Consider the following 26,554-nt stretch of genomic DNA (forward strand, 5'->3'; position numbering starts at 1 on the left):
AGGATGAAGCACAAAAATGCTCCTCTCCCTGCGGTGTATATTTGAACATGCAGCGATGACGGAGCTGTCTTGGGCCGCTTCCACACTTTCCTACCTGAAAGCGGGAAATCGCCCATCAAACTTTTTGGTAAGAGGACACCGGAATCCATCCTGCATCAGGCAGCAGATCTCTGCGAGTCAGCTTTGTTCCGGTTATCAGCTGCATATACGAGGCTATCGTTCCATCGTGAGAAACGATGTAAAGTGTATCCTTCTCCAGTTTTCTACACCAGTTTATAAATTGCTCGGCCCATTTCTCAAACAGCAGATTAGGCAGTGTATTGATGCCTTGCAGCCACATATAGGGCGGTACATCCTGAGGCAGCGAAAAGTCACTATAGCAATTGGATAAGCAGGAAGGCTCCAGCATTTCATCGCAAGGCAAGGTTTGGAAATCAAAGCGCTGCGGAAATTGTCGAGGACCCGCAGCCGGATGAACATAACGAAGCGCGTGCGAACCTTTACACCAAAGCTGCGCGGTTTGCAGCGTGCGTCTTGTTGGGCTCGCTATGACGGCATGGCGTTCTGTCAGAGGCATGATCGTTCTCAGGCGCTCAGCCTGATGCTTACCGTAATCTGTTAGTCCGGGATTCTCCATTTTGTAGCTTTCTGGTATTTGCTGTGTGTGCTCGCCTTGACCATGACATACAAAAACGATCTCCATCCGGGATCACCCTCTCTGGTTGTTATCTTATTTTATGCAGGCTCAGCCTGCCTCATATCCATGATTCGACGGAATCTTGATGCTTAGGCTCCAATCTTTTTGCATGCATCCAGCTATTTACTATATACCCAGGTCCCTATGCTGCAGAATCGCTACGAATGACAAAAAAACCTCCTCTCAAGGAAGGTTCTGCAGCCATTCAATTCAACATCATCGACATGTAGTTGTATGACTGTAACTTGGGCAAGTCTGGAAGTGCCGTGAATAAGTCCCGCTGTGCGGCCAAATATCCCTCCGATCGCTGTTGTTTCCGTATTTTTATTCATTTTATAAGTTATTTTGCGGTAAAAGTACGGAAACAAAGGCGAACGCTAACGCTTCTCCAGGATCATTTGGCCGCTCCGCTCTTTATTCACCGCACTTCTAAACAGCCGCCATTTTCCACTTACCGCTCTTGTAACGGAAGTAAATAATGGCAGTTCGGACAACCTGATCGACCGCAATCGATAAATAGGCACCGATAATCCCCCAGTGAAAAACGAGCACAAACAACAGGCTGAGCATACCCCGAAATATAAACACACCAACAAAAGTCGAAATCAAGGGAAACCGGGTATCGCCAGCCCCGCGGAGCGCGCCTGCCAGGATGAACTGCGACGCCTGAAAGGTTTGGATCAGCCCAATAATACGTAGTGCACTCGCCCCCGCGCTAATAACAGCCGCATCATGGGTGTACAGCATCATAATGTAAGGTGCGAACACAATAAACACGACGCCCATAATACCGGCAAAAATGCGTCCGAACCTGCTGGTCTCCCAGCCGAATTTTTCCGCAAGCTCGGGCTTTCCCGCTCCCAACCCTTGACCCACCAACGTGCTGGCCGCAAGCGAAAAAGCCATCCCCGGCATAAAGGTAAGCCCCATTATGTTGAAGCAAATCGTATGCGCCGCGAACACTGCCGTACCCAAACCGCTCAGTACCAAAGTAAATACAAGCTGCCCTGCTCGGAGAGCAAGCTGCTCCCCCGCTGATGGCAGGCCGATTTTGACAATTCTACGGATCATCGGGTAATCGACAACCATCAGCTTCCTCCAGGAAAGCTTAATAATTGACCCTTTTCCAAATAACACGAAGACTACCCACAAGGTAGAAATAGCCCGCGCTACCACCGTAGCCACAGCAGCACCGATCAGTCCCATGCCCGGAATGGAGCCAATTCCATAGATAAGCGGATATCCAAGAATGACAACGAGAATATTCGACAATACATTGATTTTCATTGGGGTTCTGGTGTCCCCGGCTCCGCGTAAAATGGCTGACAGGCTTGTCGAAATGACCGTAAAGCTGAGCGACACAAACATCATTTTCGCATAGCTCAGTCCCTCGGCAAGAACATCGCTGGTCGCACCGAGCAGCACGAGAATATTTTCGGCGTATATGTAGCTAAGCGAGATGACCACAACACTCAGCAGTAAGCTGAGCATAAACGTCTGCTGAGCCGTTAGTGTAGCCTCTTCCACATTACCTGCTCCCATAGCTCTTGCAATAATCGCAGTCGTACCTATGTTCAATGCCATAAAGATCGCCAATGCAAAAAACACAGGTTGATTCGTCAAGCCAACCGCCGTGACTGCCTCCGCACCCACATGCCCGACCATGATCATCACAATCATTTGAAGCAGATTCATCATCATGTTTTCAACGAGTGAAGGTCCCGCCAGCTGCAAAATCACTTTACGGATTTCCTTCTTCCCGCCTGTCTCCAGCTTTAACAGCACTTGTGGATCGAGCAAACGTTTGTACTTGCGTGGCTCAGGCGGCGTCGCTGAAACGCTCTCATTATCGATTTGCTGCGGCAAACGTGTTCCTTCTTTCATTTTCCGTCATCAGGCATTATACAGCTTATGCTTCATCTCTTATTCAAACGACGAACTCTTTGCAGCATGGCAAATCCGATCAATCCGCCGATTATATTCAACAAAATATCATCAACATCAAAGCTGCCAACATGGAATAACCACTGGATCGATTCGACAGCCAGCAGCGCCAGAAAAAACCGGGTAATGATTTGTAGGTAGCTCCGAACGCCCGGGAAAACCAGTGGCACCAAAAAACCAAACGGAACAAAAGCTGCCACATTTCCAAACAGGTTAATAACCCACGTATCCAAATTGTAATGATGAAATCCTGTAATATAATTGGAAATCGTTTTAAAAGGAACCAGGTTCATCATTCTTTCCGTTCTGGCAGCTCTGGAGAATCCGAAAAACAATAAATAACACATAAATAGACCATATCCTGTAAAAATAAAGATTGCCAAACTCCTGTACAGCTTGTTTTTAAACCTTAGTGATGTCAATCTGTCCCGCATCCTTTATTATTCAATCAGCAGAGCATGCCCTTAATAGACTGGACTAGTACGCGCATCTTATGCTTTTTCTTCCAATAACTTCTCAAAAACAGCGGCCAGCTCCAGTGATTTCAGGGGGTCGCCAACCTGATCCTCCACACACCACCAGGCAGAAAGTACCGTATGGCAGTAGCCCCAAGTCATTACTCTTACTGGATCTAATGTCAACTCTGTACTAAACAGCTCAATTCTTCGTCTCATGATGTCGATTGGGTGCTTCTCTGGCAAGTTGTTCATTAAAAAAGAAATGACGCCATATTCAAGCTCGCCAATCAGACCCTTAGGGTCGATAGCGATATAAGGCTCACGTTCGGCTGACAGCAGATTCTCATGGTGAAGATCACCATGCAGCAGCTGTGGATTTCTCCAAGTCTTGTGAAGCTTCGCAAACCATTCCTCCGCTTTACGCACCATGCGTTCCGGCAAGGGTCCTGTGGAGCCATGGTAACGGGTACGGAGCTTGTCGAAGCCTTTGGCCCAATCTGCTGTCGATGGAAACAAAGGGCGCAGCGGCGGGGGTACTTGCAGCTTCCTCATTACGGCTGAGGCCAGTCGTACCGCCTCATCATCATCTACGACTGTTTTCAGGGTGTGCCCTGGGGTGGCTTTTTCCAGAATCAAAATACCTTTATCGGTATCCGCATCCCAGAGTCTGGCACAACCATTCCCCTTGTACATGCGCAGTGCTTCCGCTTCCGTGATTAATTCCTTGTTGGGAACTCCCAGCTTGAGTACAGCTTCCGTACCATTGTGAAAAAGCACAGGCGCAACAAAGTTGAAAGAAAGCGGATAAGCCGCCTGTACTTGAAAAGACCATCGGTTCTCGCAGTATTGGATAAGCTCTTCAAAATGCTCCAGCCACAAAGTGCCTTTTTCCTGATGTACGCCCATTATGGTATGAATAAATTTCTCGGGTAGCTGAATCAATCTGTTCATCCCCTTTATTTGGCGTGAAATTCACATATCGATTAACGGTTCAGATCAAAAAGCCTCTTGACCGCTAACGGAAACGAGGCCTTCTTGTCTAGTCACTTACATACTATGATTGCTTCTTTCTAATTATAAACGCTTATCTAACTGCGCAAGACAAGCTCTCAAACCATCCTCCGGTGTCCCTGTAGGAATAAACTCCAGTCCCACATAGCCGGTATATCCAAGCTCTCGCAGCTTGTTCATAACAAAAGGATAGGCAATTTCTCCTGTTCCCAGCTCATGCCTCCCGGGATGATCAGCGACGTGAATATATCCGATCTGCCCGATATTGGCGCTAATTGTTGGCGTCAGATCACCCTCGGTAATTTGCTGGTGATACACATCGTAAAGCAGCTTTACGTTAGGGCTGCCAACCTCGGCAATGATAGCCAACGCTTCTGCAGAGGTTTCAAGAAAATATCCCGGATGATTGACCTTCGTATTCAGCGGCTCCAGAACCAGAATAACGCCTGCCGCTTCCAGCAAGGGAACACAAGCCTTTAATCCGTCGATGATACTTTGGTGCTGTTCTGCTCGTGAAACCCCATCAAGCGTATTCCCCGTTACTGCAATCAAATACTTGCAGTTCAACCGCTTGGCAATCACCAATGTTTCCTCCAGCCCTATTACAAATGAATCGCGAAGCGCTGGATCAAGCAGTGAAATTGACTTGGTACAAAAGGAACCTACATGCAGGTCCAGCTCCTGAACCAACTTCTCCATCAAATCGATATCCCGATTTCCCCAGCCCCAAAATTCAAAAGCCGTAAAACCAAGCTCCTTGACTGTTCGCAAAATCTTGTCCAGATCATAACCGCTGTTCCTGAACACAGCATCAATTGATGGCGAGTAGATCATTGTGTACCTCCTGATTTTGTAAGCCTTTTCTCGTTTTCGCATAAAGGTTTCAAGGTTACTTGCGCAAGCTTTTATTTCGATCCGATTTGAATCTCAAAGTCGCCGCGAATGGCATACAGCTCTCCCGAAGTTACCTCCACTTCAATATGCGTCCGAATTCCATGCAGCGCCGATGGGAGCCTGCCTGATTTCCATACTGGACTATACGCAGTAGTGTCACCACAGAACGGTACACAATCGTCAAAGGCGAAGCCATCATGCGGCTTGCCCTGCGCTTCGGACAACTGCACCCTGATCCTTCCATACGGTGCACGGACATTAAGATTCAGACCATTCCCGCCAAAATCAACGCAGCGTGTCATGACCCTGCCTATCATGGCATGGCTTTCCATATAAAAAAAACCGTCCTTGCGCAGCTCATGCAGCAGCAGGGCCGCATCGTCGAGATTTTGATCCTGAAAATGCTCCGCCTTTGACCCACCCGAATAAAAACGCAGATGACCATCTGGAGCTTGCAGCATCGTACTCGTATATATACTGCCGCCGCCGTGCTCACCGCGCTCATTTCGTGGGATAAAGGGTTCATGTAGCGCACGAAAAAAATGCCGGCCGTCCATGCTGTACGCCAGCGAGCAATCAATCGGACCAAAATCCTTGTGGTACTCGATTTCTCCCGGATTCGTATGAAACATCCAGAGTAGCCCCATAAACAAATGCTCGTATTTATAAACGGGCATTCCATAGAACTGGACCAATGGAGGATCATGCGGCTCGGGATGAATCACAATTTCCGGTTGAGTAAAAGTGCGAAAATCCATGGTTTCAAACAGCGCAATACGTCTGTCTCCGTTATGAACACGGCGGGAAAGCACATAAGTACCTTTAACATCATTATAGAAGCACGTGATCGGTGAATCAAGCGTTACCTCGTCAAGAGGAATAGCCTCCACCTTCCAATGGATAGCATCAGGCGAAACAGCCAGAAACTGCTTGCGATGGCTGGCAAAAAAGTATTTCCACCGGCGCTCAGGATCACGCTCATGAAGATCATAAAATACTGGTGCACCATCACAGTGTTCATCAAGACCAAATACCTGATTAGCTGCATACCGCTTACCCGGAAATGATGCTTGGTCGCTTACGTCCTTTTTCACCCAGTGCACCCCGTCCGAACTCTCGGCATACAGCAGGATCTGATTGCGCAGAAAACGGTTTTTGTTAGCTCTTACGGGTTCAAAATCAACTGCACCGCAGTAAACTGCCTTCCACAGCTGCAAATCCGGCTCATAGACGACAAGTGGAAAGTTCCATGTGCCTTCCGTCAATCCATCGACCAGCGTCCCTTCCCGAATCCATTTGGGTTTGCCAACCTTGCGATCCATATTCGTAATACTGCTTAGCTGCCAATCGTCCAGGAACAAAATCGTTGTATGGGTGCCACTATTCGTTATGCTTGAATTCACAGGCTCCAGACTCATGCTTCATGACCGCTTTCCTGTACGAAGCTAACGCCCATCTTCGGCGATGCGTATTCAGTAAGTACCCTCACTTCATTGACAAGCAGCGGACGGTCTTCATAAGTTTCACACGTGCATATTCTCGGTTCTTGGGCAATAAGCTTTTGCGGCATATCCATCATCCTCTCCGAATTTAAATTCAGATCACAGCAAACCCATCCCTGCGATCACATTTATCATAACGAAGTGCACCCTAAAAAAAGATAGGTGTCAGTTAAGCTTTTATACGCCTTAGTTATCTTTTTTTCAGAAGCAGTCCCGTCTGACCATTCGGGGATATACAAATAAAAGCAAGGCCGAATTTCCCGACCTTGCCGCTTAATTTATTAATTGGGATAACCAAGTCTCCCACCACATAATTGGCCGAATTCGTTATGCCCTCATGTCCAGGGCAGTTCAATAAAATTCGTCTCGACTACAGGCAAGTCGGAAGCATCCGGAATGTAAAAGGTTTTAATCTCGCAGCGTCCGAACCTAGACTGCCATGAGCGTCCAAGCATCGGCAGCTCGATTGTCACATCCGTCTCCAAACCATGCGCTTCATAGCAGCGCAATATGTATCCATTACCTTCCTCTGCCCTTTTAAAAACAGTGGCTGCAATCTGGTCTGTAGACAAATGTATGCCACTCCACTTTTGTGGCAAAGACCCTTCATGATATGTTTCTACAATGTGAACCGGAGGGACATTCCACTCATAGGCTTTGCGGATAATACTCGCCTCCTGCCAAGTTCCGGCATGCAGCACCAGGGCATAGGCGAACTCCTGAACACCCTGATCCATATATTCGCATAGATCATCCCGCTTACCATAATGGTCGGCAAAAATTGCTCCGCGCACAATCGTCATACGCAGGTCGGCATTCTTTACATCAAAGCTGTATTTACTATCATTCAGCAGCGTTAACCCGTAGCTGCAGCCTGCTGCCGCAGTTTCCATAGGCGAATTCGTTGAAGCCGCTCTGCTGGATACAAGCCATCCGCTCACATCGACCCACTGCTGACCCGGCTCTTCCTCGCCATTTACCGGGCGCTCCAGATAGCCATAAGGAATTTCATACGTTGCTTTCGGTTCGTGAATACGGGTCGGGAAAGACAGCTTCAACAGCTTGTGCTTCTCCTGCCAGTCGAGCTTGGCTTTTACCTGGATATCCGGGCTATCCTTATATAACATGAAGTCCTGTCTAAGCGTGGAATTCCCGTACCGGCTTGTTACTCTTAATGTAGCCCGCAGCGGTCCCGATTCAACGACCTTCACCGTGGCATCGGTAAAACGCCCGATTTCATTGCGGAACTCCAGCTTGCCGTGCCCCCACGTATCGCAGTCATGCTCATCCATGACAAGAGGCACAGCCAAGCGGCCATCTACGATTTCGATTCTGGCTCTTTTATCAAACAAGCTTTTCACGTAACCGGTATGCGGATCGAATTCAAGACGCACCCATGCATTTTCGAGAAAAGCTTCCGCCCCCTGCGAAGAGACTAGTAGTGCATCCTTTGGCGTTTGCTCGTACGGGGTCTGAGATGCAGCGTTTCCGCTATTCGGATCTGTACCCACACCGGCTTCCGGATCGGTGACAGTAAACGTTTGATTGCGGAAAATCCAGTACACCCGGTAGCCGAAGGCCGGAATCACTCCCCTGAAGAGCGTGTCGTATTTATCTCCCCCGTTCGTTCGCGAGGCGCGTACATGCTGAATGACAACGGGATTCCCCTCTTCGTCGGTGATGCCCTTCATCTGTTGGGTAACGACCACCGGTGCCTCCACGTCCCAGGACAAGGGATTGAACACGACAACCGGAATCCCGCTGTCGTTTTGTTCCCACAAGGTGCGGTCTTTATTTTTATCCAGAAAGGTAATGCCCGGGCGCATCGTATTGATCGACCACGATATCCTTTGCAGGGCCGCATTGGACGAAATGGAAGCGATATGCTGCGCATAACCGTAAGCTTCTCGCGCATCGTCATAAGCTTCCTTGATGCTGCAGCCGCCCATAATGTCATGGAACTGATTAAACATCACACATTCCCAGGCTTTTTGAAATTGTGCGGAGTCATAATCGTGTCCGAGCAGACGGTACGCCAAGGCAGACAGCTTCTCCGCCGTCATCAGCCTGTGCTCTGTCTTACGATTGCTAGCCTTGGTCTCCGAATGGGTAGAGTAGCAGCCGCTGGCATGATGCTGCAGTTCACCCGTGACGACCGGCAAGATCGGACCATGCGCTTGCATGCGCTCAAAATAAGCGTCCGGTGAGCTGAGCAGGATCGCTTCGCCACCAGGCCTTTCCTTGACGGCGCGGATTTCATGCAAATTGGCAATAGTCGGTCCGCCTCCATGATTGCCAACCCCGTAGAAGCACATTTGGTCGGTCTGCTGCTGCTCGGCGATTTCCCGCACCTTCATGATTTTGGGCTCCGAGGTTTCAAATTGATGCGTATTGTAACCGCATGGAATCCGGTACGTCATGACTCTGCTGCCATCCATGCTTTCCCACCAATACAGATTGGCCGGAATGTGCTGCTCATGCTCCTCGGGCCGCATATATACATAGCTGTCCATACCGCTCAGCTTGAGAATCTGCGGCAGCATGGCATGATGGCCAAAGGAATCGACATTGTAGCCGACCTTCGCCGACATGCCAAAACGCTCCAGAAAGTAGCGCTGACCATAGAGTGAATGCCTTGCAAACGACTCTCCTGCCGGAATATTGCAATCCGGCTGAACCCACCAGCCGCCGACAATGACCCACCGCCCTTCGGCTACCCGCTTCACAATTTCTGCAAACATACGGGGTTCATTTTCTTCTATCCATTTGTAGCAGGAGGCTCCCGCGCACGTAAACACAAATTCGGGAAATTCCACCATCCGGTCGAGTGCAGAGCGGAACGTCGCCTTGATCTCGGCAAAGCCCTCCTGCCAGCGCCAGAGCCATACCGGGTCCAGATGCGCGTTGCCAATCATATGCACGACCGGCTTCAGTGCATTGTCGGAAGCCGCTGCATCGGATGCATAGTGTTCCATGTTATTAAGGGTTGCGGTTTCCTGCTTACCTTCGGGCTTTTTCACAATCGTTGCTCCCTTCCTTGACTGCTGGTCAACTTTTAGGTCTTTGTTTCAAGCTCTTCATAAATATCGATAATGCCGATCCATAAATGATTCTCATCATCGGCAAATGTATAGGTTACCTTACGGCTGTCCGGACTGAACGAAGGATGGGGATGCCCTGGATGGTTCCACCATAACCGTACTTCGGTTAGCACTCTGGACGAATGATCGCGAAGGTCAATCAGCACGAGTTTGGACGGCTGCTCATGTGTATCCGCAACGATCCAATTGCCGTCAGGACTAGCAGCAGCGTGCCAATAGCCATAATCCCCGTTTATAAATACCCCCTGGCTCCGGTGCCTATCCACATAATAAATGCCGGTTGGCGTGATCGGACTGGATGTATACCTGACAAAATAAGCGCCCTCCCCATCAGCCGCCCACATCTCATGCCCTATATATTCACCGAGGCTACCGTCCTGCTGCTGCTGTTCATATATATTGCTCAGTTTAGAGGCCACGGTATCGTAGAGCCACAAGCGGTCAGGGATGTGCTCCGTCTTTCCCTCATGGGCGAACAAGACCAAATGATCGTAAACGGGATTAACCATCGCATGGTTAGCGATCTCATAGGGTTGGGCGAACCCGGGCGCTATCTGATGAGTCAGCTTTCCGGCAGCCACATCCACAGTTCCGATAAACGATTGTCCGCCGAGCATTCCATACACGCCGAGAACTGTGGCATCATCAGACACGGAAAGCGGCTCCCCGAAATAATCTCCAGATGGCAGCTCGCACACGGTCCAGGATTTCAACGTGTTTAAATCGATGCCTTGGACCGAATTGTCACGTGGAAAGTACAGCTTGTCATCCGAGGAAACAACGCCGCCCGCCCACTGCTCCCCATTCGCAATAACCGTTGAATGACCGGTTTCTGTGTCAATCAGCACGTAGCTGCATTTCTTGTCAGCGTCGATTTGGGTGCTGGCAATCAATCTTCGACTGTCTGCCAGCCAGGTCATAGCCGTAAAATAATAATGACTCGTATCGGTACCTGACTGTCCGATTGTCTGAATCCGGCAGCCTGTCATCGAATCTTTATACGTGTTCATGGTAAGCATTAGCATTCACTCCTTTTTAGCGGCAAAGGTTTCAGCGCTTGATGTCTCCTGCTGCTCCGCTGCCCGTTTGGATTTGCTGTGAAACAACTCCCGATATTGACCGGGTGTAATCTGCTCCATTTTACGGAAATACCTGATAAAATTTTGTGGCTTGTTGTACATCAATCTCTCAGATATCTCCGTTACGGTCATATCCGTCTCAACCAACCACTTCTTCGCTATTTGCAGACGATATCCAGACAAATATTCACCGAAGGCAAAGCCCGTCTCCTTGCGGAAGACACGACCCACATATTCCGGGTGGTAGCTCAGCCTCGCACCGCACAACTCCAGTGTTAACGGGGTATCATACTCGCTGTGAATGATGGTTAGAATTTGATCAGATATGCTGGTATACAGCGAATCCCTGCGCTGCTCGATGTGGGCGATTAACGGTCTGATGACGGACATTTGAAACCAGACCACGATTTCTTTATTGGACTTCAACAGAAACATTTCGCTTACAACTGCTTTTTCATTGAGCACGAGGTCCTGCATCTGCCCGCCATTGTCTTGATACAAACGCAGCAGCTCGACCAGAAGCCGCATCAGATAAAGCTGAAACTCCTGATGACTGATGGATTTATCGGCCACCACCGCCATAAACTCCTCAATCAGCAGATTAGCCTTTCCTTCGTCCAGCAGCCTGATCTGTTCCGTTAGCTCGCTGACGATATGCTGTGGAAACGTAACCGGTACAGTCATCAAGGGAGAGTGCATATCCTCAAGAAACAGGATCGATTCGTATCCAAGTCGAACCCCATACGCCAACGCTTCCTTGGCCTCCAGAAATGCGCCAGGCATATCGGCCGGATGCGTAATTGCAGAGCTGATGCCCATGCTGACGGACAGCTTCAAATAGTCTTGAATCGCCGTTTGAATCGCTTTCCCCTGTTCATAGGCCTCTGCCTTGGATTCCCCCGGATGCTCGGCATGGCTTCCTATAACCGTAACCTGAAATTCATTGATCACGACAGGTGGCAGGCGCAGCTCTGCTGCAATGAGCTCGCTTGTAATATTGTGTATAGCGAACAACAGCAAATCCCGATCCCATTCATTGTAATTCGTGCTTTCCATCGTATCGATCCTCACGCACAGGACTCTCATGGACTTCCAGGAAGACAGCCCCAGTGAATCGGATCTTTCCATAATCTCATTCGCACCGACCGCGCCCTGCAGCAGCTTATGCACAAAAAACTCCTTTAGCTGATGGCTCATTTGAGCCTGATTGCTAAGCAGCATGTGCAGCTTGGATTCAATCCAGGACAGCTCATCTTTTCTGGGCGATAATTTGGGCGTATCCGGTGCCTTTAAGACGATGTCATACAGCCTGCGAATAGGTCGGTACAGCTGTCGAGACCCTTGAAAGGATAACAGGAGCAGAAAAAGCAGCAGGCTTAAACAGATCGCGATGGTCAGCCAGCCAATAGCTCTTGATTCTTGCTTGATATCCCTAATATGAATTTTATTCACATACGTCCAGCTATTGTAACTGGATTTTCGATAAGTGATCCCATAGGCCTCATTTCCAATATCCGTCTGAAATTGGTTAGCCTCCAGCTGCTCGCCTTGAATTTGACCGATCACGGGATCCTTCGAAAGATCGATGCCGACCTGCTCAGGATGGGCGGAAGCAATTACCCTCAGCTTATCGTCCAGCACATAAAACTCGCCGGGCTCACCGCCCTGAGGCAGCATCTTGTTCAATTCTATGCAGGGAAGGATGGCTACAAGCAACCCCATCGGTTTGATCGAATTGTTAGGAATCTTTTTGACAAGAGCCATATTCCATTGGAGCGGGTTGCCGTCCTCATACCAGGGCAGCTTCATGGAAGCCCAGAAGGAAGCTTTCGGAATGCCCACATACGCGTCAATCGACTTTGCCAGATAATGCTGCTCAAACGAGCTTTGACCTCGGCTATCCAAAATCCAATCCTGATAAAGGTTAACCAGATACACCTCCGCCAAACCGAACTCATACGTTTGCAGACGATGAATCGATTGAATCAAGTCCTCATACAACAAATAATTACTGCTATCCAGCCGCTGTTCCATCGCCGAGATGACTGCAGATGCACCAATGAATTGAGTTTGTGTATTATCAACCATTTTCATTTTTTGCTCGAATCGCAGCCGCGTCTGCTCTACCGACTCCGCACTGCTTCTGTTCGCTTTGTCGAGCAAAAGCGCAGAGGACTTGGCATAAGAGAAATAGCCCAATGTAATCACAGGCACAATCCCTATGCAGAAGCAAAATAAAAATAATTTTTTGAAAAAGTTGATGCGATGATGATTATTCATCCGGTCCCTCCCCAGCAGCGATTTCGTGCAGCACCGGACTTGTATGAAACATTGGAAAGGGAAAAGACATGCTTCTCCCTTGGACCACCGGTTATTTGGTTTGTGACTTCTTTAGGCTTTCAGCCAGTTCCGTCATGACCTTATCGCCGCCGGCCTTGATCCAATCCTCGACCGCCTTATTCCAGCCTGCTTCGTCCAGCTTGCCTGTAATAAACTTAATTTTGGCATCATTGATGATTTTATTTAATTCAGTGCCTTTCTGAACCAGAGTTTCCGATTCCAGCCCCAGCGACGGGTTGAGAACGGCTTTCTTCTCGTTGTCCTGCATTGCTTTTTTCGCTTTTTTGGTGATGGCGTCCTCGCCCTTGAGCGGCAGCTCCTTCGCCTTGTCATCGATGCGCAGCTCATCAAGACCAAGTAAGTCGCTCGTAAACTTCTCGTTATCCAGCAGCTTCTCCACTTGCCCATCAACCAGCTTGTATTGCTTGCCTTCCATACCCCATGCTAACAAGTTAACGGCATCCGGCTCGAGCAGCTTATCGAAAAAGGACAAAATCTTTTTAAGCTCGGCTTCCGTTTTTACCGAGGATTTGGGGAATAGATAGACACCGGTATAGCCTTGCTGCGCCATATTCCGTTCTCCCTTCGGACCGGCAATGCCGCCCATCAGCTCCACCTTGGCATCAGGAAGGTTTTTGCGCAGCTCATTCTGCATCGAGCCTGCACCATCGGCGTTGCCAAGCACAATCCCTGTTTTTCCCTGATAAAACATCGTGCTGCGCTGCAGCTCTTCGGTCACGACAAAATCCTGGTTCATCAGCTTTTCGTCATACAGCCGTTTTATGAATTTGAGCGCATCCAAATATTCTTTTGTCATGAACTCGGCCGTAAACGCTCCCTTGTCCTCATTCCATTTGTTCGGCGCTCCGAAAATGGCTGCCATATGCGGCATTAAATACGATTCAATATCCTTGTATTCCGCCATGCCTAATGTATCGTTCTTGCCATTGCGGTCAGGATCGTCATGTGTAAAGGCTTTCAACACAGTATATAATTCCTCGGGTGTTTTCGGCTCCTTCAAGCCCAGATTATCCAGCCAATCCTTGCGGAAAATGATACCATGGCGGGATATGGGTCGCGGCCTGTACAAACCATAGATTTTGCCGTCAATCTTGGTATTGTTGAATGGTATGGGATTCATCGCGTTCAGGTTTTTATAATCCTTTAGATACGGTCCGATTTCCCAGAACACACCCGATTTAATTGCGTTAACCAAAGGTGCCGCATTATATTTCAAGGCCAGCATCACCTTCGGGAGGTCATTGGAGGCAATCGACACACTCACCTTATCATCAAAAGCCGAGCGGGGTACCCAGGTCATATCAATAGAAGTACCGGTCAGCTCCTGCAGCTTTTTCCATGCTTCATTCTGAGCATTCGGCGGCTGTGGCGTGTAATAGGTAGCCATAATACTAAGCTTCAGAGGCTCGGATCCCGCTGCAGGCGTTGTAGCCGCATTCCCCTTTTCCTGATTCGCGCACCCCGCTGCCATAGTCACTACCGTAGATAGAACACATATTAAAGAAATAGTTCGTTTATTGCTTGTTATAGACTTCATATTTCCCCTACCCCTCATCATTATTATATAGCATAAATTGCTGCGTGGACGCTCAATTATGTGATGAATTAACCTTTGATCGATCCGACCAGCACGCCTTTCGTAAAATGCTTTTGCAAAAATGGATAAACAACAATAATCGGCAGTGTGGACACGACAATAACGGCCATTTTCACTGTCTGGGGCGGTACCTGAATCGTCGTTTCGCTGCTGAAGCTGGCATCCCCGATCCCGCCGGAGGACATGATCACAATTTGCCGCAGCAGCACCTGAATCGGCCATCTGGAAGCGTCATTGATATAGATCAATGCCTGGAAAAATGTATTCCAATGCGCAATCGCATAAAAAAGCGAAAACGTTGCCATCACCGGCATCGATAAAGGCAATATAATACTCCACAAAATTCGCGGGTCACTACAGCCGTCGATTTTGGCCGATTCCTCGAATTCAACAGGCAGCTGCTTGAAGAAATTAATAATAATGATCAAATAAAACGGGCTGATCGCACCGGGAAGCCACAACGCCCCATAGGAATTCAACAAGCCGAGTGATTTCACCACAAGAAAGGAAGGAATCATCCCTCCGCTGAACAGCAAGGTGAACACAATCAGCAGCATAATCGGCCGCTTCCCCTTAATGTTACGGGATAATGGATACGCCATCAACGAAGTCATCGCCATATTCACAAAAGTACCCACAACAGTAATATATACGGTCGTCGCCAGACTGCGGGAGAGAGTGCTTTCCGAAAATATGAATCGGTACGCCTCCAGTGAGAACTCCCTAGGGAACAAAATGAAGCGGCTGTTCAACACCTCGCGGGCGGAAGCAAGCGAACCGGCCACAATATGCAGAAACGGAAGCAATGTAATCAACGCAATTCCAATCAGAAAAATGTAATTGGCTGTGTCGAATAGAACTCCTGCCGGTGAGCGTTTGTGCAGCATACGTTTCAATACACCCCCTCTTCACCTAATTTTCTGGCAATCCGATTGGCAATTACTACAAGAACAAGGCCAACAATGGATTTGAACAAACCCACCGTGGTTGAATAGCTGAACTGGCCTTCCAGAATACCGCTGGTATACACATACGTATCAAATACCTCGCCTACGTCACGGTTCAATGCGTTGATCATCAACAGCATCTGTTCGAAGCCAGTATCCAGAAAGTGTCCCAGCCGAAGGATCAGCAAAATGACAATCGTACTCCGAATCGCTGGCAGCGTTATATGGCAGAGCTGGTGCCAACGATTGGCTCCGTCTATTTTGGCCGCTTCGTACAATTGCGGATCAACGCCCGCCAGTGCGGCCAGAAAAATGATCGTCCCAAACCCGGTTTCCTTCCAGACCACCTGTAAGGTTACCATCGGCCTGAACCACTCGGGCTCTGTCAAAAAGTTAACCTTCTCGCCGCCGATCCCCACTATCATTTCATTGATAATCCCACCCTCTGTTGTGAACAGCACGTAGGAAATCGCCACAACGACAACAATTGAGAAAAAATGCGGGATGTAGATTAACGTTTGTATCGAACGCTTGAACCACTGCACCCGAAGCTCGTTCAACAGCAGCGCAACGATAATTGGCATGGGGAAAAAGATCACGATGCTGTACACGGCCAGCAACGTCGTATTGCGAAACAGCATCCAAAAGGAAGGGTCAGAAAAAAAACGTTTATAATGAGCCAGTCCTACCCATTCGCTTCCCCACAGTCCGAGAGCCGGCTGATAGTTTTGGAGTGAAATCAATACGCCCCACATCGGTAAATATTTGAACAAAATAAAGAACAATAGTCCGGGCAGCAGCATCAGGTAAAGCCATCCATCCCTTGAACGAATGGAGAATTGCCGCATTTGTTTGTGCTTGTGTATGATTCTTTTCACCTCCCCGAGCTGTATGATCTGTATGGTTCGAACACGGAAGCTCTAATCCGCATTCCGAATGTAGCAGGTTAAGAATGGTTCAGGATATAATCAACAGCCAACCAGTTGAACCGGACAGCTGTCTAAAGCGTTGAGACACCGGGATAATCATTTGACAAACTCGATAATCTTTAGCCAATCTCCGGTGATTGAACGACAAAAAACCATGCCTTCCAGTGTTAACGGAGGACACGGTTATTAGCAAATTTATTTAGTTCACCTTTAAGCGTTCCATGATCCATCCAAACAGCACCAAATCCTGCCTGGCATCCTCCGGTGTCGTTTTGAGTGGAACCGATCCCGTTATGACCTCATGCAGATGCTCAAGCTCCAGGGTATAGGGATCTTTATAGGTAGGTCTGATCTCACGCGTTTCCAGTGCTTCCCCCTGGGTCTCCTGGATATGCAGAAGAGTCGGCAGATGGCGGATATAAGGGGTATCATACTGAACCTTCACCTGCTTGGAGGCTCCAAACACTTCGAGATGGCCGTCAAACCTTCTCAATCCGTCCGTACCCGTTTCAAAAGTGGCGTAATATCCGTCATAGGCGAATACGGCTTGAATAAAGCTGCCGCCTTTCCAGGTGACAGCCGAAGCGACATGCTGCGGAAATCCGAGCATTTCCCTCATGGCGGACAAGCTGTGGCTGCTTAGCCCGTTCAGCAATCCATAAGCTCTCGTTAAATCTACCGGGACACATCCGATCGCATCCCTCAGAAGGCTGTTTCTGCGTTCCGTACGATCGGCGATAGCCGCAGGAGGAATATCATCGTATTTACTCACAACACTCGACTGCTGGATAAACAACCGGTTTTGGCCGATGATATCCCGAATTTTGGCGTAATGGATGACATCCATCGCCTTCACTTCCTCCACCGCCTGCAGAAATGCGGGAGCGTATCTCCGCATATATCCGACCATAACATGCTTCCCCGCTTCATCCCGCGCTTGAATGATCGCATCCGCTTCCGGTAGTGTCATACACATCGGCTTTTCGATCAGTACATGCTTTCCATGCTGCAGGGCGGCAAGCGTGCAATCTGTATGGTATTCATTGCTGTTCAGCACGAAAATGACATCGAGGTCCGGCTCCCTGACGAGCTGGAGATAATCCTCGTAAAGTCGTGTTACCCTGTATCTCGCACCTATGGCCTGCAGCACGCCGGGAGAAACATCACAGAGCGCCGCAATTTCAAACCGCTCCACCAGCGCTTCCAGCACAGGCAGGTGAATAATTTGCGCAACCTCTCCGAGTCCGATCAGACCCACCTTTAACCGTGTCATCGAAATATCCCTCCTTTCTCGATTCGATATCGGCTATTTCAAGGTTTTGTATTTCTCGTTATACATTTTGGTGAGCTCCTCATATCTCAACTTCTTGAAGCCGTCAGTGAAAGCATCCCATTCCGTCATTGGCTTTTGACCGAGAATAAACTTGGTCACGTTCTCACTGATATAGGTTTTCATCGCTGTGCTGATTTCGGATATTTTGGAGGATTCTTCCTTGTTCCAATTTAATGCCGGTTCAGGATCACGCAGCGCCCCCAGTTCCTTCAGCTTTTTCATCCGATCAGGAACCAGCTGCGCTTCCTTTTCCTGCCCTTCCTTGTAGCTCCATGTGCTGTAACGAGCAGCGGCAGGAATCACTCCAGTCAGCCACCAGGTGCCGTAACCGTAATCCGTACCCTTTTTCAATCCGTCCGGGAACTTTCCGTCTGTGCCAACCGTCCAAGCGCTTTGCGTTTTGTCGAATTTGTAGCCTGACGGAGTCTTAGGGTCCTTTGAAAAGGTCTCCCCCTCAACGCCCAGCATCAAAAGCTCAATACCTGCATCGCTGTACGTATAATCCATCGCTTTGATGATTTCATCTATGTGTTTGGATTTCTTGTTAATGACAAGCGGTGAGCGGTAATGGATATTGTAATGCGGATCGAGATTTTGCGACTGGATCTTCCCATCGATCTTGAAAGGATAGATCGGCTGTACTTCCTTGGCTGGATCATCCGTCATATTGAGGTTTTTCATCGCCGTTTGCTCCAGCATCAGCGGGAAATCGTCACTCGCGTAGCCTGCGAACAACTCCTGGTCCTTCATCGTCAGAAAGTTCGGGTGCAGTAGCTTCTCGGCGTACATCCAGCGCATAAGCTCAACCCACTGCTTGTAACGATCCTTGTAATCAACCGGGGCAAACATGAATTTTTTCTGCTCCGGATCGAACATCATTCCGTTATTCGGACCGTTGTTGACATTAACTCCAAAATACACCTGCGACCGTTCGGCAAAATAATCAAAGCCGAGCCGCGAGGAGGTGATATAGTCTCCGGTCTGCTTTTTCAGCGCCAGCATAGCCTTTTTCAAATCGTCGACGCTCTGGATCTGGCTCGCGTCCAGTCCTTCCTTCTTCAGGAGATCGTTGCGCACCTGCCACAGCGTCGTTGCAAAATCAAAATCCTGGACAAGCGGGAAGCCGTACAGCTTGCCATCCTCGGGACGGCGCATCGCCTTTTCAATTTCCGGGTATTTCTTCAGCCAGCGTTCCAGATTGGGCAGCTTGCCGGCTTTCATGTAATCATCCAATGCTACAAACAGCTGCGGACCGTATTCCTTTTGCGTCGTTTCGTCCTGAAAAAATTTCATCATATCCGGTAGTTGGCCCGAGGTGAGCACAATGTTTATTTTTTCCTTGAATGCATCCCTTGGCGGGCTGTTGACGTTGAATTTGATCCCTGTCCGCTTACCCCATTCTACGAACACGGGCAGATCGCTGCTGATTGGCAGCCCCGGGTCCCAGGCCGTCATAATTTCGACTGTCGGGATTTCCTTCGCAGATTTCCCATCCCCTGCTGCGGCAGGCGCGGTCGAAGCGGCTTTCTCCCCGCTCTGACACCCGGCCAAAATCGTCATACAGATCGCCATGACGGCAGCAGCCGTTCTTGTTGTAGCTTTGTTCACATAAACCCCTCCATTGTTTGTATTTTGCAAATGGCTTCACCTTACACCACCAGAATGCAGACTGATAGATCCATAAACACGCAGCAGCTAATCCTTCCACTCCGCAACCCGCTCAGCCTTTAACCGAACCAACGAGAACACCCTGCACGAAATATTTTTGTACAAACGGATAAATCAGCACGATCGGGCCAATCGTGACAAAGATCGTCGCCATCCGAATACTCATCATCCGTCCTGCTGAGGCGACCGGGTCGATCTCCATGCTGTTGGCCTGATCCAGCGCGCCCTGTGACAACACCTCATTGGCCAGCAAAATGCGTCGAAGAATAATCGTCAGAGGCTGCATTTCAGGCGAGGTCAGATACATTAATGGGCCGAAATAGGCATTCCACAGCCCGACAGAGGCAAACAGCGCAATCGTCGCCAGAATCGCTTTCGACAAGGGCAGCACGATGCGGAACAAAATCTGCCAGTCATTGGCACCGTCGATAAAGGCCGATTCATACAGCTCCTGCGGCATTGCCTGAAAATTGGTACGCAGAATGACGATATTCCAGAAGCTGAATGCAGCGGGCAGCGTTATTGCCCAAATCGTGTCAAGCAGGCTCAAATTTTTGAGCAGCATAAAGGACGGAATCAAGCCGCCGCTGAAAAACATCGTAAACGTAAACAGTATCGATAAGGGTCTGCGCGCCTTGAACCGATTAACAGACAGCGGATATGCCGTCATGCAGCCGATCAGCAGCACCAGCACAGTGCCCAGCATCGTATAACGCACGCTGTTCCAGTACGACAGCAGAATCTGATTATCCTGAAAAACTGTTTCGTACGACTTCCAGTTGAACCCGTGTGGTATCAGTCCCACCTGATAAAGCCCCACTTGTACCGGATTGCTTAAGGAAATCGATAGCATATACACAAATGGCAGTACGATGGAGAGCGATAAGAGCATGAGTACGGTGAAATTGGATATATCAAACAGCCGATTGGCCAAGCCTGTATTTTTCAAATGGGGTTCCTCCTACCACAACGAATTTTGCTTCAGCGCCCTGCTCGCTTTGTTGGCCGTATACAGAATCAGGAAGGCGGCAGCGCTGTTGAGCAAACCAACTGCAGTCGCATAGCTGAAATTGCGGTCTACAATACCTCTTCGGTACACATACGTCTGGATCACATCGCCCACCTCATAAATCGCGGGATTGGTCATCAGGTATACTTTCTCGAAGCCGATATTGATAATATCGCTGGCATGCAGGATCAGTAGAATCGTAATCGTCGGCAGCATGCCCGGAAGGCTGATATGCCAAATGCGCTGCAGGCGGCTGGCGCCATCGATATAGCTGGCCTCGTATTGCTCCGGGTCGATGCCGGTCAGAGCCGCCAAATACAGAATTGATCCCCACCCGATACCCTGCCAAATACCGCTGCCGATGTACAGGCTGCGAAAGTAGCCCGATTCATTAAAAAAGGCTATTTTGTCAAAACCCATTGAAAGCAGGATCGAGTTCACCACACCATTAATGCTCAGAAAGTCCATCATCATCCCAACCACGACAACCATCGCGATAAAATGCGGCAGGTAGCTGATCGACTGGAAAAATTTTTTCCACCTTTTCCAGGTAAGCTCATTCAGCAGCAGCGCCAAAATAATCGGTGGCCAAAAGCCGATCAGCAGGCTGTAAAAGCCTAACAGCAGCGTATTTTTAATGACCCGGACCGCATAAGGATCGTTAAAAAAGCTTTGAAAGTGCTTGAAGCCGACCCATGGACTTTCCATAAATCCGAGGACCAGATCATACTGTTTAAAAGCAATGATGATGCCGTACATCGGTATGTAATGGAACACGATAAACCCGATAAGTCCCGGCAGCACCATCAGATACAGGTTAGTGTTTCTACGGAGATCGTAAAGCCAGCCGGATTTATTCTGTGTGCCCGACCGTTTGACGGTAGCACTGGCGATAACGCTCTCATTATGTTCGATATTCATTTTCATTCTCACCTCCATGCTACTTCTAGTTTTCTTGCTGAATAGCGCGCTCCCTGCTTTGTTTGCGCTTACAGGATAAGTGTAACAGCCTCGCCAGACGGCTTACATAGACGGATCTATGTTGTATATGGATAAACAGTAGTTGTTACATGGGAAAGCCCGGAGCCTTACATTCTCCGGGCTTGATTCTTAGTTACATCATATAGCTGCATGAGCTGACAGACTGCTTATCAGGAAGAAATGTGCACATTGTTCCAGAAGGCCGACGTTTCCACTCCGTTGGAGCTTCCGCCCACCTGTATTTTGGAAATCGTATCGACTGCGTTGCGGAAGTTCCCCTGATCCACAACCTTCACTCCATCAATATACAGATCCATTTTTCTTGTTGCTGGATTCAGATCAATACGAATCGCATACCATTGATTTTCCACAACTGGAGCCACTACAACCGTCGTCGATCCATCCAGATACCAGAAGCCGTCGTCTTCAACCAGCAGCGAGATACCATTAGTTCCACTTGGCGACTGCATATAAGCGACGATCGCACCGCCGTTGCTTTTCACCGTACCGAAACTTACCTTGAAATCGAATTGGACGGAGAACGGACCGGCTTGCTGTTCAAAGCTGGCTGTTGCCGATGGGAATCCACCCGGCGAGTTATCATAAATATTCAGGCTTTTATCCGATACGGACGGAGTCTCCGAAATTTGGATGTAAGAGCCTCCCACTGTAGTGGGACTGTATACCCAGCTTGCCGGCAGCTCTGATACGTCATAGGAATCAAACGTTTCGTCAAGCAGTACGGAATTCGGAGGCACGACCGTGATCGCTGCCGTTCCCGTTGCGGTCACGCCGTTAGCGGTGAATGACGCCGTTAGGGTTGCCGTTCCTGGTGCGATCCCGCTTACGATCCCGCTGGAGCTGATTATCGCTACAGACGGGTCGGATGATGTATATTGAATCTGCTCGCCTGTAATATCCAGCTTCGTTTCCACTCCTGAATTGTAGATGCTGGCGGTCACCGTTGCCTGCGCTGTCTTGCTTACCGACAGCTGCTGTGGCAGGCCGCCTATAGTCAGGTGATCCAGCTGACCGGACGGAAGAACCACCTCACCATACGTAATGGCGGTAGAATCAAACGAAGCCGTATGGGATGCATTTCCTTTGCCGGCTGCAGTGAAGACGCCTCCCAGCGTAGTGCGCAGTGAAATATCATGCGTACCGATAGCAGCTCCCCATTGAATGCCGTCCGAGGAATAATAAGCCGAATATGTCCCGGAATGCCTTACCAGCTTTACATACCCTGGAAGCGCCGGCTGACCGAGTGACAAGGAGCCGACTTCGCTATTGTCTGCATCACGCCAGAACAGCCTCAGCCCGTTCCCTGCAACGTTAGCAATAGCAACAAACTTGGCGTTGGAGGCCGGAGTCTCGCGCAGCATAAGACCCGTCAATGCACCGTTCGGAGCCCCTGTGGAGTCCGCAAGCCTCGTGCTTACGCTGTAATCCTGAAGCGGTGTCGCATGGATTTGCTCATATACATATGAGAATTGATCCGAGGACCCCATATCCCCCTTGGACGGCACATGCAGGCCTGCACCGGAGCTCGTGACGGTAACGGTGCTTCCGCTGGAAGATGCCGAACCTGTGGGAGCGGGATTGCCAATCGCGATACCCGACCATGGCGCCGATACGTTGAACACATCTCCGGACGTTATCGAGCTGCCGCTGCCGACACGAACGATTCCCCATTCCTCCAGGGAAGGAACCGTAACCTTATGCTTGCCGCTTGCTGCATTTGTTACAGTAAGCTCAAGCGGATTATGGCCCGGCCGGTAAAGCACGGCCTGAAGGTTGGAGCCTCCAAAAAATGCCGAATCCGCCAACGTAAGCTCGATATCCTCTGCCGTTAGCCCGGTACGGTTCAGCAGGTGGATGACTTTCGGAGCGTGAGTGTTCTCAGGCGAGCGAACGGTGGCATACAACTGTTCTCCGCCGCTGACAGACACCTGGCTTCTGGCAGCGAGCCAGGATGAATCGACATAGGTGGCACCGAGAACAGTGGCGCCGCTATTGCTGATCAGCAGTTGGTCGGCCGCGCTGAAGGAAGCTGTCGGAGCATATTCGATCAGCGTGTCTAGACCTTCAAATGATTGCTCGCGCAGCGCATAAGCCGGCAGACTGTCATTGGCAGCAAGTATTCTGAAAGGTACACCGGCTTTAAACAATTTCATCGACAAGCTGCTGAGCGTCGCAAAATTCATATCGCTCCATTTGACAAGTATGCCTACCTTGGCGGGAGGCTCCTGCCCATCGAACAGGAACGGATATTGCCTGATAAAATGGAATAAATCACCGTACTGCTCGACGGTTCCGAAGTAGCGCGTCGAGCCCTGCAGCCAGGCATCCCACGGTACGAGCATATACTGCCCGAGCGCATAGGATGCGGCGATGCCTTCACGAATTTTGGCCTCGTGATAAGGCAGCGGCGATATGATATGCGGCTTGCCGAGGCCTGAGGACAAGGAGCCGTTCGTTACCATATTATCGATGGTCATGGAGTCCTCATCATTCTCACCCATGCCATAATTGAACGCATCATGCAGAAAATGCTTGCTTGCCACGGAATCCTTAATGAAGGGAGCATTATTGGAATACTCTATCGTTGTACCCGCATAAGCCTCCAGATCATGTTTCATCCGGGTATGAAAACCAATGGCAGCCTTGTAGTTGAAATCACTAAAAGCACCGTCCAAGGGTGATAGTATTTTTTTATTGATATAATCGCCGTTGGTCTGAACATTAAGTGTCGTCTGCAAATACGTCTTATAGTTGAAGGCTGATATATCGGAAACTCCCCAGCCACTCAGCTGTGTATCCGAATAGTTGTCATCCAGATACTGGCGGAACTGCTCCATGCACGGATCGCAGAAATCTCCGCCGAACTTGTAGGCATCCACGCTGCCACGCCAATCGTCAAACTGGAAGGAAGCCGCTCCCGCGTCGATGCTCTGCTTGCCGACATTCAGCACAGCCTGGTAGTATAACGGATCGCTCATGCTGCCCCAGGTCGCTCCCCAGGTCATCCATGGCGCTACAATCGGAGTTCCGTCGAAGTATTTGGCTCTGCCAACCGATCCCATATTCATATTCAAGGTGCCCTGAAAGCCGACTCCCTGCCGTACGATATTGGAAATCTGGTTTTTGTCGGTTATATAAGACCACTTGTCATCGGTAGCCATAAAACGTTTCAACACATCCAGTGTTCCCAACTGTCCATCCATGCCGTCGGTACGCCACCACCTGGAGGAAAGGAATACGCTGGAGTAGCTGTCGAAGGAATTTTTCTCAACACCGGGTGCCGGCGGCGTAACAAGGTCTGGTGCAGGAAACTTTGGCTCGCCCACGTAAATATGGACATTGTCCAGGTTCACGATGCGGATGTAATTGGCATCATCTGCATAGGAAGCTCCGCTGACCTTCAGCTTTGCTATATTGGCGGCATCATCGTACCGGAACGGAACAGCCGTTGACTTCAATTCGCCGTCGAGATAGAAGTCGAAGGTTTTGGCTGCGAAATCAGCAGCCACCGTGATGCTTCTCCAGCCATGAAGCGGAAGTCCTGTGACCAGATTCGTTGTCGTTGTTGTTGTTCCCACGGTTCGAAACGAAGTTATTTTATCAGGTGTGACGCTCAATGCAATTGCAGCCTTACCCGCTGAATCCAGCATATAGAACAGCGCATTTTCCTTGCCAGCAGTTGCCCCCGTCGGCAGCTGGACATCAGCCTGTATCGTCAGCTTGCCTGTCTGTGAGGCAAAGCTCTTGTTAATGCCTTCCGTAGTCATTTTACTGGCATCGTAAATTTGTAAATATCGGTCTCCATCAGGCTTCTCTTTCACCTGCACATATGAGCTGCCTGTCGTCTGGGCTCCCCATTGGGAAGGGGTCGTTCCCACCGTGATCGAATTAAAGCTTTCATACACGAGATCGGTTACCGTCGCTGCATAGACCTGCTGTGTAACGGCTGCATTCACGTATCCGGCGGCTTTCACAACGATCTGATACGATTTGGCGGTTGGAAAAGCGGCTGCCCCGATATGTAGATTGCCGGAACCCACTGTATACGTTGAACCGCTGACTGTCGCTCCGTCAATCGCAACGCCGCTGATCGCCGCACGCCATGAAGCGCTATCCGTAAAAGCAAGATCAACCGGCTGACCCACTGTGGCATTCGTCACGTCAGGAGCAAGCACAGGAGGCTGCAGCAATCTGACCGCCCCGCTGTACACGGCTACCTGATCCAGATTAACGATACGGATATAGTTCGCATTATCCGCATAGTAGGCTCCAGCTACCTGGAGCTTGCTCAGGTTCACGGCATCATCGTAACGGAAAGGTACACCGCTTTGAATGAGTGAGCCGTCCAGGTAGAAATCATACGTTTTGCTGCTATAATCCGCTGCAACAATCAGGCTTCTCCAGCCGTTCAGGGGCAGACCCGTGGCCAGTGTCGTGCTCGTCGTGACACCGCTGACTGTGCGATAGGTAATAATTTTGTCCGGCTGCAGATTGAGCGCAATTGCCGGTTTGTTAGCTGAATCGAGGATATAGAACAGCATGTTTTCCTTGCCGGCTGTAGCCCCTGCGGGCAGCTGCACATCCGCTTGAACGGTCAGCTTGCCCGTCTGTGAGGTGAAGGTTTTGGTGATTCCCTGTGTCGCCTGCTTGCTTGCATCGTAAATTTGCAGAAAACGTCCGCCCTCAGGCCGTTCAGCCACTTTAACATAAGAGCTTCCGGTCACCGACACTCCCCAGTTAGCTGGTGTCGATCCCGTTGCCATCCCGTCAAATGACTCATTGATCAGATCGCTTTCCGGCAGCGGATCGGCATTGACAACTGCAGCGCCGAAACCGCTAATTGGTAATAATGCCGTGAACAATAAAGCTAAACTTAATAACATACATAAGTACCGCCGCCTTTCCCGTCCCCAACGCTGTAAACCCGATGAATGAACCTTCAATGTCTTCACTCCTTGAACTGATTTTTTATGAAACTAGGATAATCGTCAAAGCATTACAGCAAATGAGATCGCTTTCATG

18 protein-coding genes are annotated in these 26,554 nt (G+C 49.5%); all 18 read right to left on the bottom strand.

Annotated features, from left to right (window positions below):
- Positions 1–115: 115 nt before the first annotated feature.
- The 18 genes from BK127_RS01660 to BK127_RS01740 all read right to left on the bottom strand — a co-directional run bounded on the left by BK127_RS01660 (position 116) and on the right by BK127_RS01740 (position 26,415).
- The gene (locus tag BK127_RS01660; RefSeq protein ID WP_083688963.1) at positions 116–703 is read right to left on the bottom strand and encodes a histidine phosphatase family protein; all 588 of its coding nucleotides are present in this window, start codon (positions 701–703) and stop codon (positions 116–118) included.
- 423 nt (positions 704–1,126) lie between these two features.
- Positions 1,127–2,581, bottom strand: coding sequence for an MATE family efflux transporter (locus BK127_RS01665; protein ID WP_083688964.1), 1,455 nt, complete (start codon positions 2,579–2,581; stop codon positions 1,127–1,129).
- Positions 2,582–2,613: 32 nt separating this feature from the next.
- Positions 2,614–3,075, bottom strand: coding sequence for a VanZ family protein (locus BK127_RS01670; RefSeq protein ID WP_076227906.1), 462 nt, complete (start codon positions 3,073–3,075; stop codon positions 2,614–2,616).
- Between the two features lie 57 nt (positions 3,076–3,132).
- Positions 3,133–4,041 carry an aminoglycoside phosphotransferase family protein gene (locus BK127_RS01675; RefSeq protein ID WP_076227908.1) on the bottom strand — a complete coding sequence of 303 codons (909 nt, stop codon included), beginning with the start codon at positions 4,039–4,041 and terminating at the stop codon, positions 3,133–3,135.
- A gap of 132 nt (positions 4,042–4,173) precedes the next feature.
- Positions 4,174–4,944 carry a hydroxypyruvate isomerase family protein gene (locus tag BK127_RS01680; RefSeq protein WP_076227910.1) on the bottom strand — a complete coding sequence of 257 codons (771 nt, stop codon included), beginning with the start codon at positions 4,942–4,944 and terminating at the stop codon, positions 4,174–4,176.
- 71 nt (positions 4,945–5,015) lie between these two features.
- Positions 5,016–6,407 carry a glycoside hydrolase family protein gene (locus tag BK127_RS01685; RefSeq protein ID WP_144026333.1) on the bottom strand — a complete coding sequence of 464 codons (1,392 nt, stop codon included), beginning with the start codon at positions 6,405–6,407 and terminating at the stop codon, positions 5,016–5,018.
- Positions 6,408–6,418: 11 nt separating this feature from the next.
- Positions 6,419–6,583, bottom strand: coding sequence for a hypothetical protein (locus BK127_RS43540; protein WP_179097348.1), 165 nt, complete (start codon positions 6,581–6,583; stop codon positions 6,419–6,421).
- Positions 6,584–6,841: 258 nt separating this feature from the next.
- A complete protein-coding gene (locus BK127_RS01690) occupies positions 6,842–9,526 on the bottom strand; it encodes an alpha-mannosidase (protein ID WP_083688965.1) in 2,685 nt (894 codons plus the stop codon).
- Positions 9,527–9,561: 35 nt separating this feature from the next.
- Positions 9,562–10,617: a hypothetical protein gene (locus BK127_RS01695; RefSeq protein ID WP_179097349.1), complete on the bottom strand. Its 1,056-nt coding sequence runs from the start codon at positions 10,615–10,617 to the stop codon at positions 9,562–9,564.
- Between the two features lie 15 nt (positions 10,618–10,632).
- Positions 10,633–12,966, bottom strand: coding sequence for a helix-turn-helix domain-containing protein (locus BK127_RS01700; protein ID WP_076227917.1), 2,334 nt, complete (start codon positions 12,964–12,966; stop codon positions 10,633–10,635).
- Positions 12,967–13,057: 91 nt separating this feature from the next.
- Positions 13,058–14,584 (bottom strand): extracellular solute-binding protein, encoded by a 1,527-nt coding sequence (locus tag BK127_RS01705; protein ID WP_179097350.1) that lies wholly within the window; start codon positions 14,582–14,584, stop codon positions 13,058–13,060.
- 68 nt (positions 14,585–14,652) lie between these two features.
- Complete coding sequence (locus BK127_RS01710; RefSeq protein WP_076228380.1) at positions 14,653–15,531, bottom strand: carbohydrate ABC transporter permease; 879 nt, start codon at positions 15,529–15,531, stop codon at positions 14,653–14,655.
- A gap of 5 nt (positions 15,532–15,536) precedes the next feature.
- Positions 15,537–16,439: an ABC transporter permease gene (locus tag BK127_RS01715; protein WP_076227921.1), complete on the bottom strand. Its 903-nt coding sequence runs from the start codon at positions 16,437–16,439 to the stop codon at positions 15,537–15,539.
- A 280-nt stretch (positions 16,440–16,719) separates the two neighbouring features.
- On the bottom strand, positions 16,720–17,793 hold the full coding sequence (locus tag BK127_RS01720; protein ID WP_076227924.1) for a Gfo/Idh/MocA family protein: 1,074 nt from the start codon (positions 17,791–17,793) through the stop codon (positions 16,720–16,722).
- Between the two features lie 33 nt (positions 17,794–17,826).
- Positions 17,827–19,461, bottom strand: coding sequence for an extracellular solute-binding protein (locus BK127_RS01725; protein WP_076227926.1), 1,635 nt, complete (start codon positions 19,459–19,461; stop codon positions 17,827–17,829).
- A gap of 112 nt (positions 19,462–19,573) precedes the next feature.
- Positions 19,574–20,470: a carbohydrate ABC transporter permease gene (locus BK127_RS01730; RefSeq protein WP_083688967.1), complete on the bottom strand. Its 897-nt coding sequence runs from the start codon at positions 20,468–20,470 to the stop codon at positions 19,574–19,576.
- 12 nt (positions 20,471–20,482) lie between these two features.
- Positions 20,483–21,451, bottom strand: coding sequence for an ABC transporter permease (locus tag BK127_RS01735; protein ID WP_076228386.1), 969 nt, complete (start codon positions 21,449–21,451; stop codon positions 20,483–20,485).
- A 230-nt stretch (positions 21,452–21,681) separates the two neighbouring features.
- The gene (locus BK127_RS01740) at positions 21,682–26,415 is read right to left on the bottom strand and encodes a hemoblobin-interacting domain-containing protein (RefSeq protein WP_076227928.1); all 4,734 of its coding nucleotides are present in this window, start codon (positions 26,413–26,415) and stop codon (positions 21,682–21,684) included.
- Positions 26,416–26,554 lie beyond the last annotated feature (139 nt).

It is taken from the genome of Paenibacillus sp. FSL H7-0331, assembly GCF_001956045.1.

What these genes read in the sequence shown, in the direction of transcription:
- BK127_RS01660 (WP_083688963.1), bottom strand. Translation starts at nt 703, where the DNA reads ATGGAGATCGTTTTTGTATGTCATGGTCAAGGCGAGCACACACAGCAA.
- BK127_RS01665 (WP_083688964.1), bottom strand. Translation starts at nt 2,581, where the DNA reads ATGAAAGAAGGAACACGTTTGCCGCAGCAAATCGATAATGAGAGCGTT.
- BK127_RS01670 (WP_076227906.1), bottom strand. Translation starts at nt 3,075, where the DNA reads ATGCGGGACAGATTGACATCACTAAGGTTTAAAAACAAGCTGTACAGG.
- BK127_RS01680 (WP_076227910.1), bottom strand. Translation starts at nt 4,944, where the DNA reads ATGATCTACTCGCCATCAATTGATGCTGTGTTCAGGAACAGCGGTTAT.
- BK127_RS43540 (WP_179097348.1), bottom strand. Translation starts at nt 6,583, where the DNA reads ATGATGGATATGCCGCAAAAGCTTATTGCCCAAGAACCGAGAATATGC.
- BK127_RS01695 (WP_179097349.1), bottom strand. Translation starts at nt 10,617, where the DNA reads ATGAACACGTATAAAGATTCGATGACAGGCTGCCGGATTCAGACAATC.
- BK127_RS01700 (WP_076227917.1), bottom strand. Translation starts at nt 12,966, where the DNA reads ATGAATAATCATCATCGCATCAACTTTTTCAAAAAATTATTTTTATTT.
- BK127_RS01705 (WP_179097350.1), bottom strand. Translation starts at nt 14,584, where the DNA reads ATGAAGTCTATAACAAGCAATAAACGAACTATTTCTTTAATATGTGTT.
- BK127_RS01710 (WP_076228380.1), bottom strand. Translation starts at nt 15,531, where the DNA reads ATGCTGCACAAACGCTCACCGGCAGGAGTTCTATTCGACACAGCCAAT.
- BK127_RS01715 (WP_076227921.1), bottom strand. Translation starts at nt 16,439, where the DNA reads ATGCGGCAATTCTCCATTCGTTCAAGGGATGGATGGCTTTACCTGATG.
- BK127_RS01720 (WP_076227924.1), bottom strand. Translation starts at nt 17,793, where the DNA reads ATGACACGGTTAAAGGTGGGTCTGATCGGACTCGGAGAGGTTGCGCAA.
- BK127_RS01735 (WP_076228386.1), bottom strand. Translation starts at nt 21,451, where the DNA reads ATGAATATCGAACATAATGAGAGCGTTATCGCCAGTGCTACCGTCAAA.
- BK127_RS01740 (WP_076227928.1), bottom strand. Translation starts at nt 26,415, where the DNA reads ATGTTATTAAGTTTAGCTTTATTGTTCACGGCATTATTACCAATTAGC.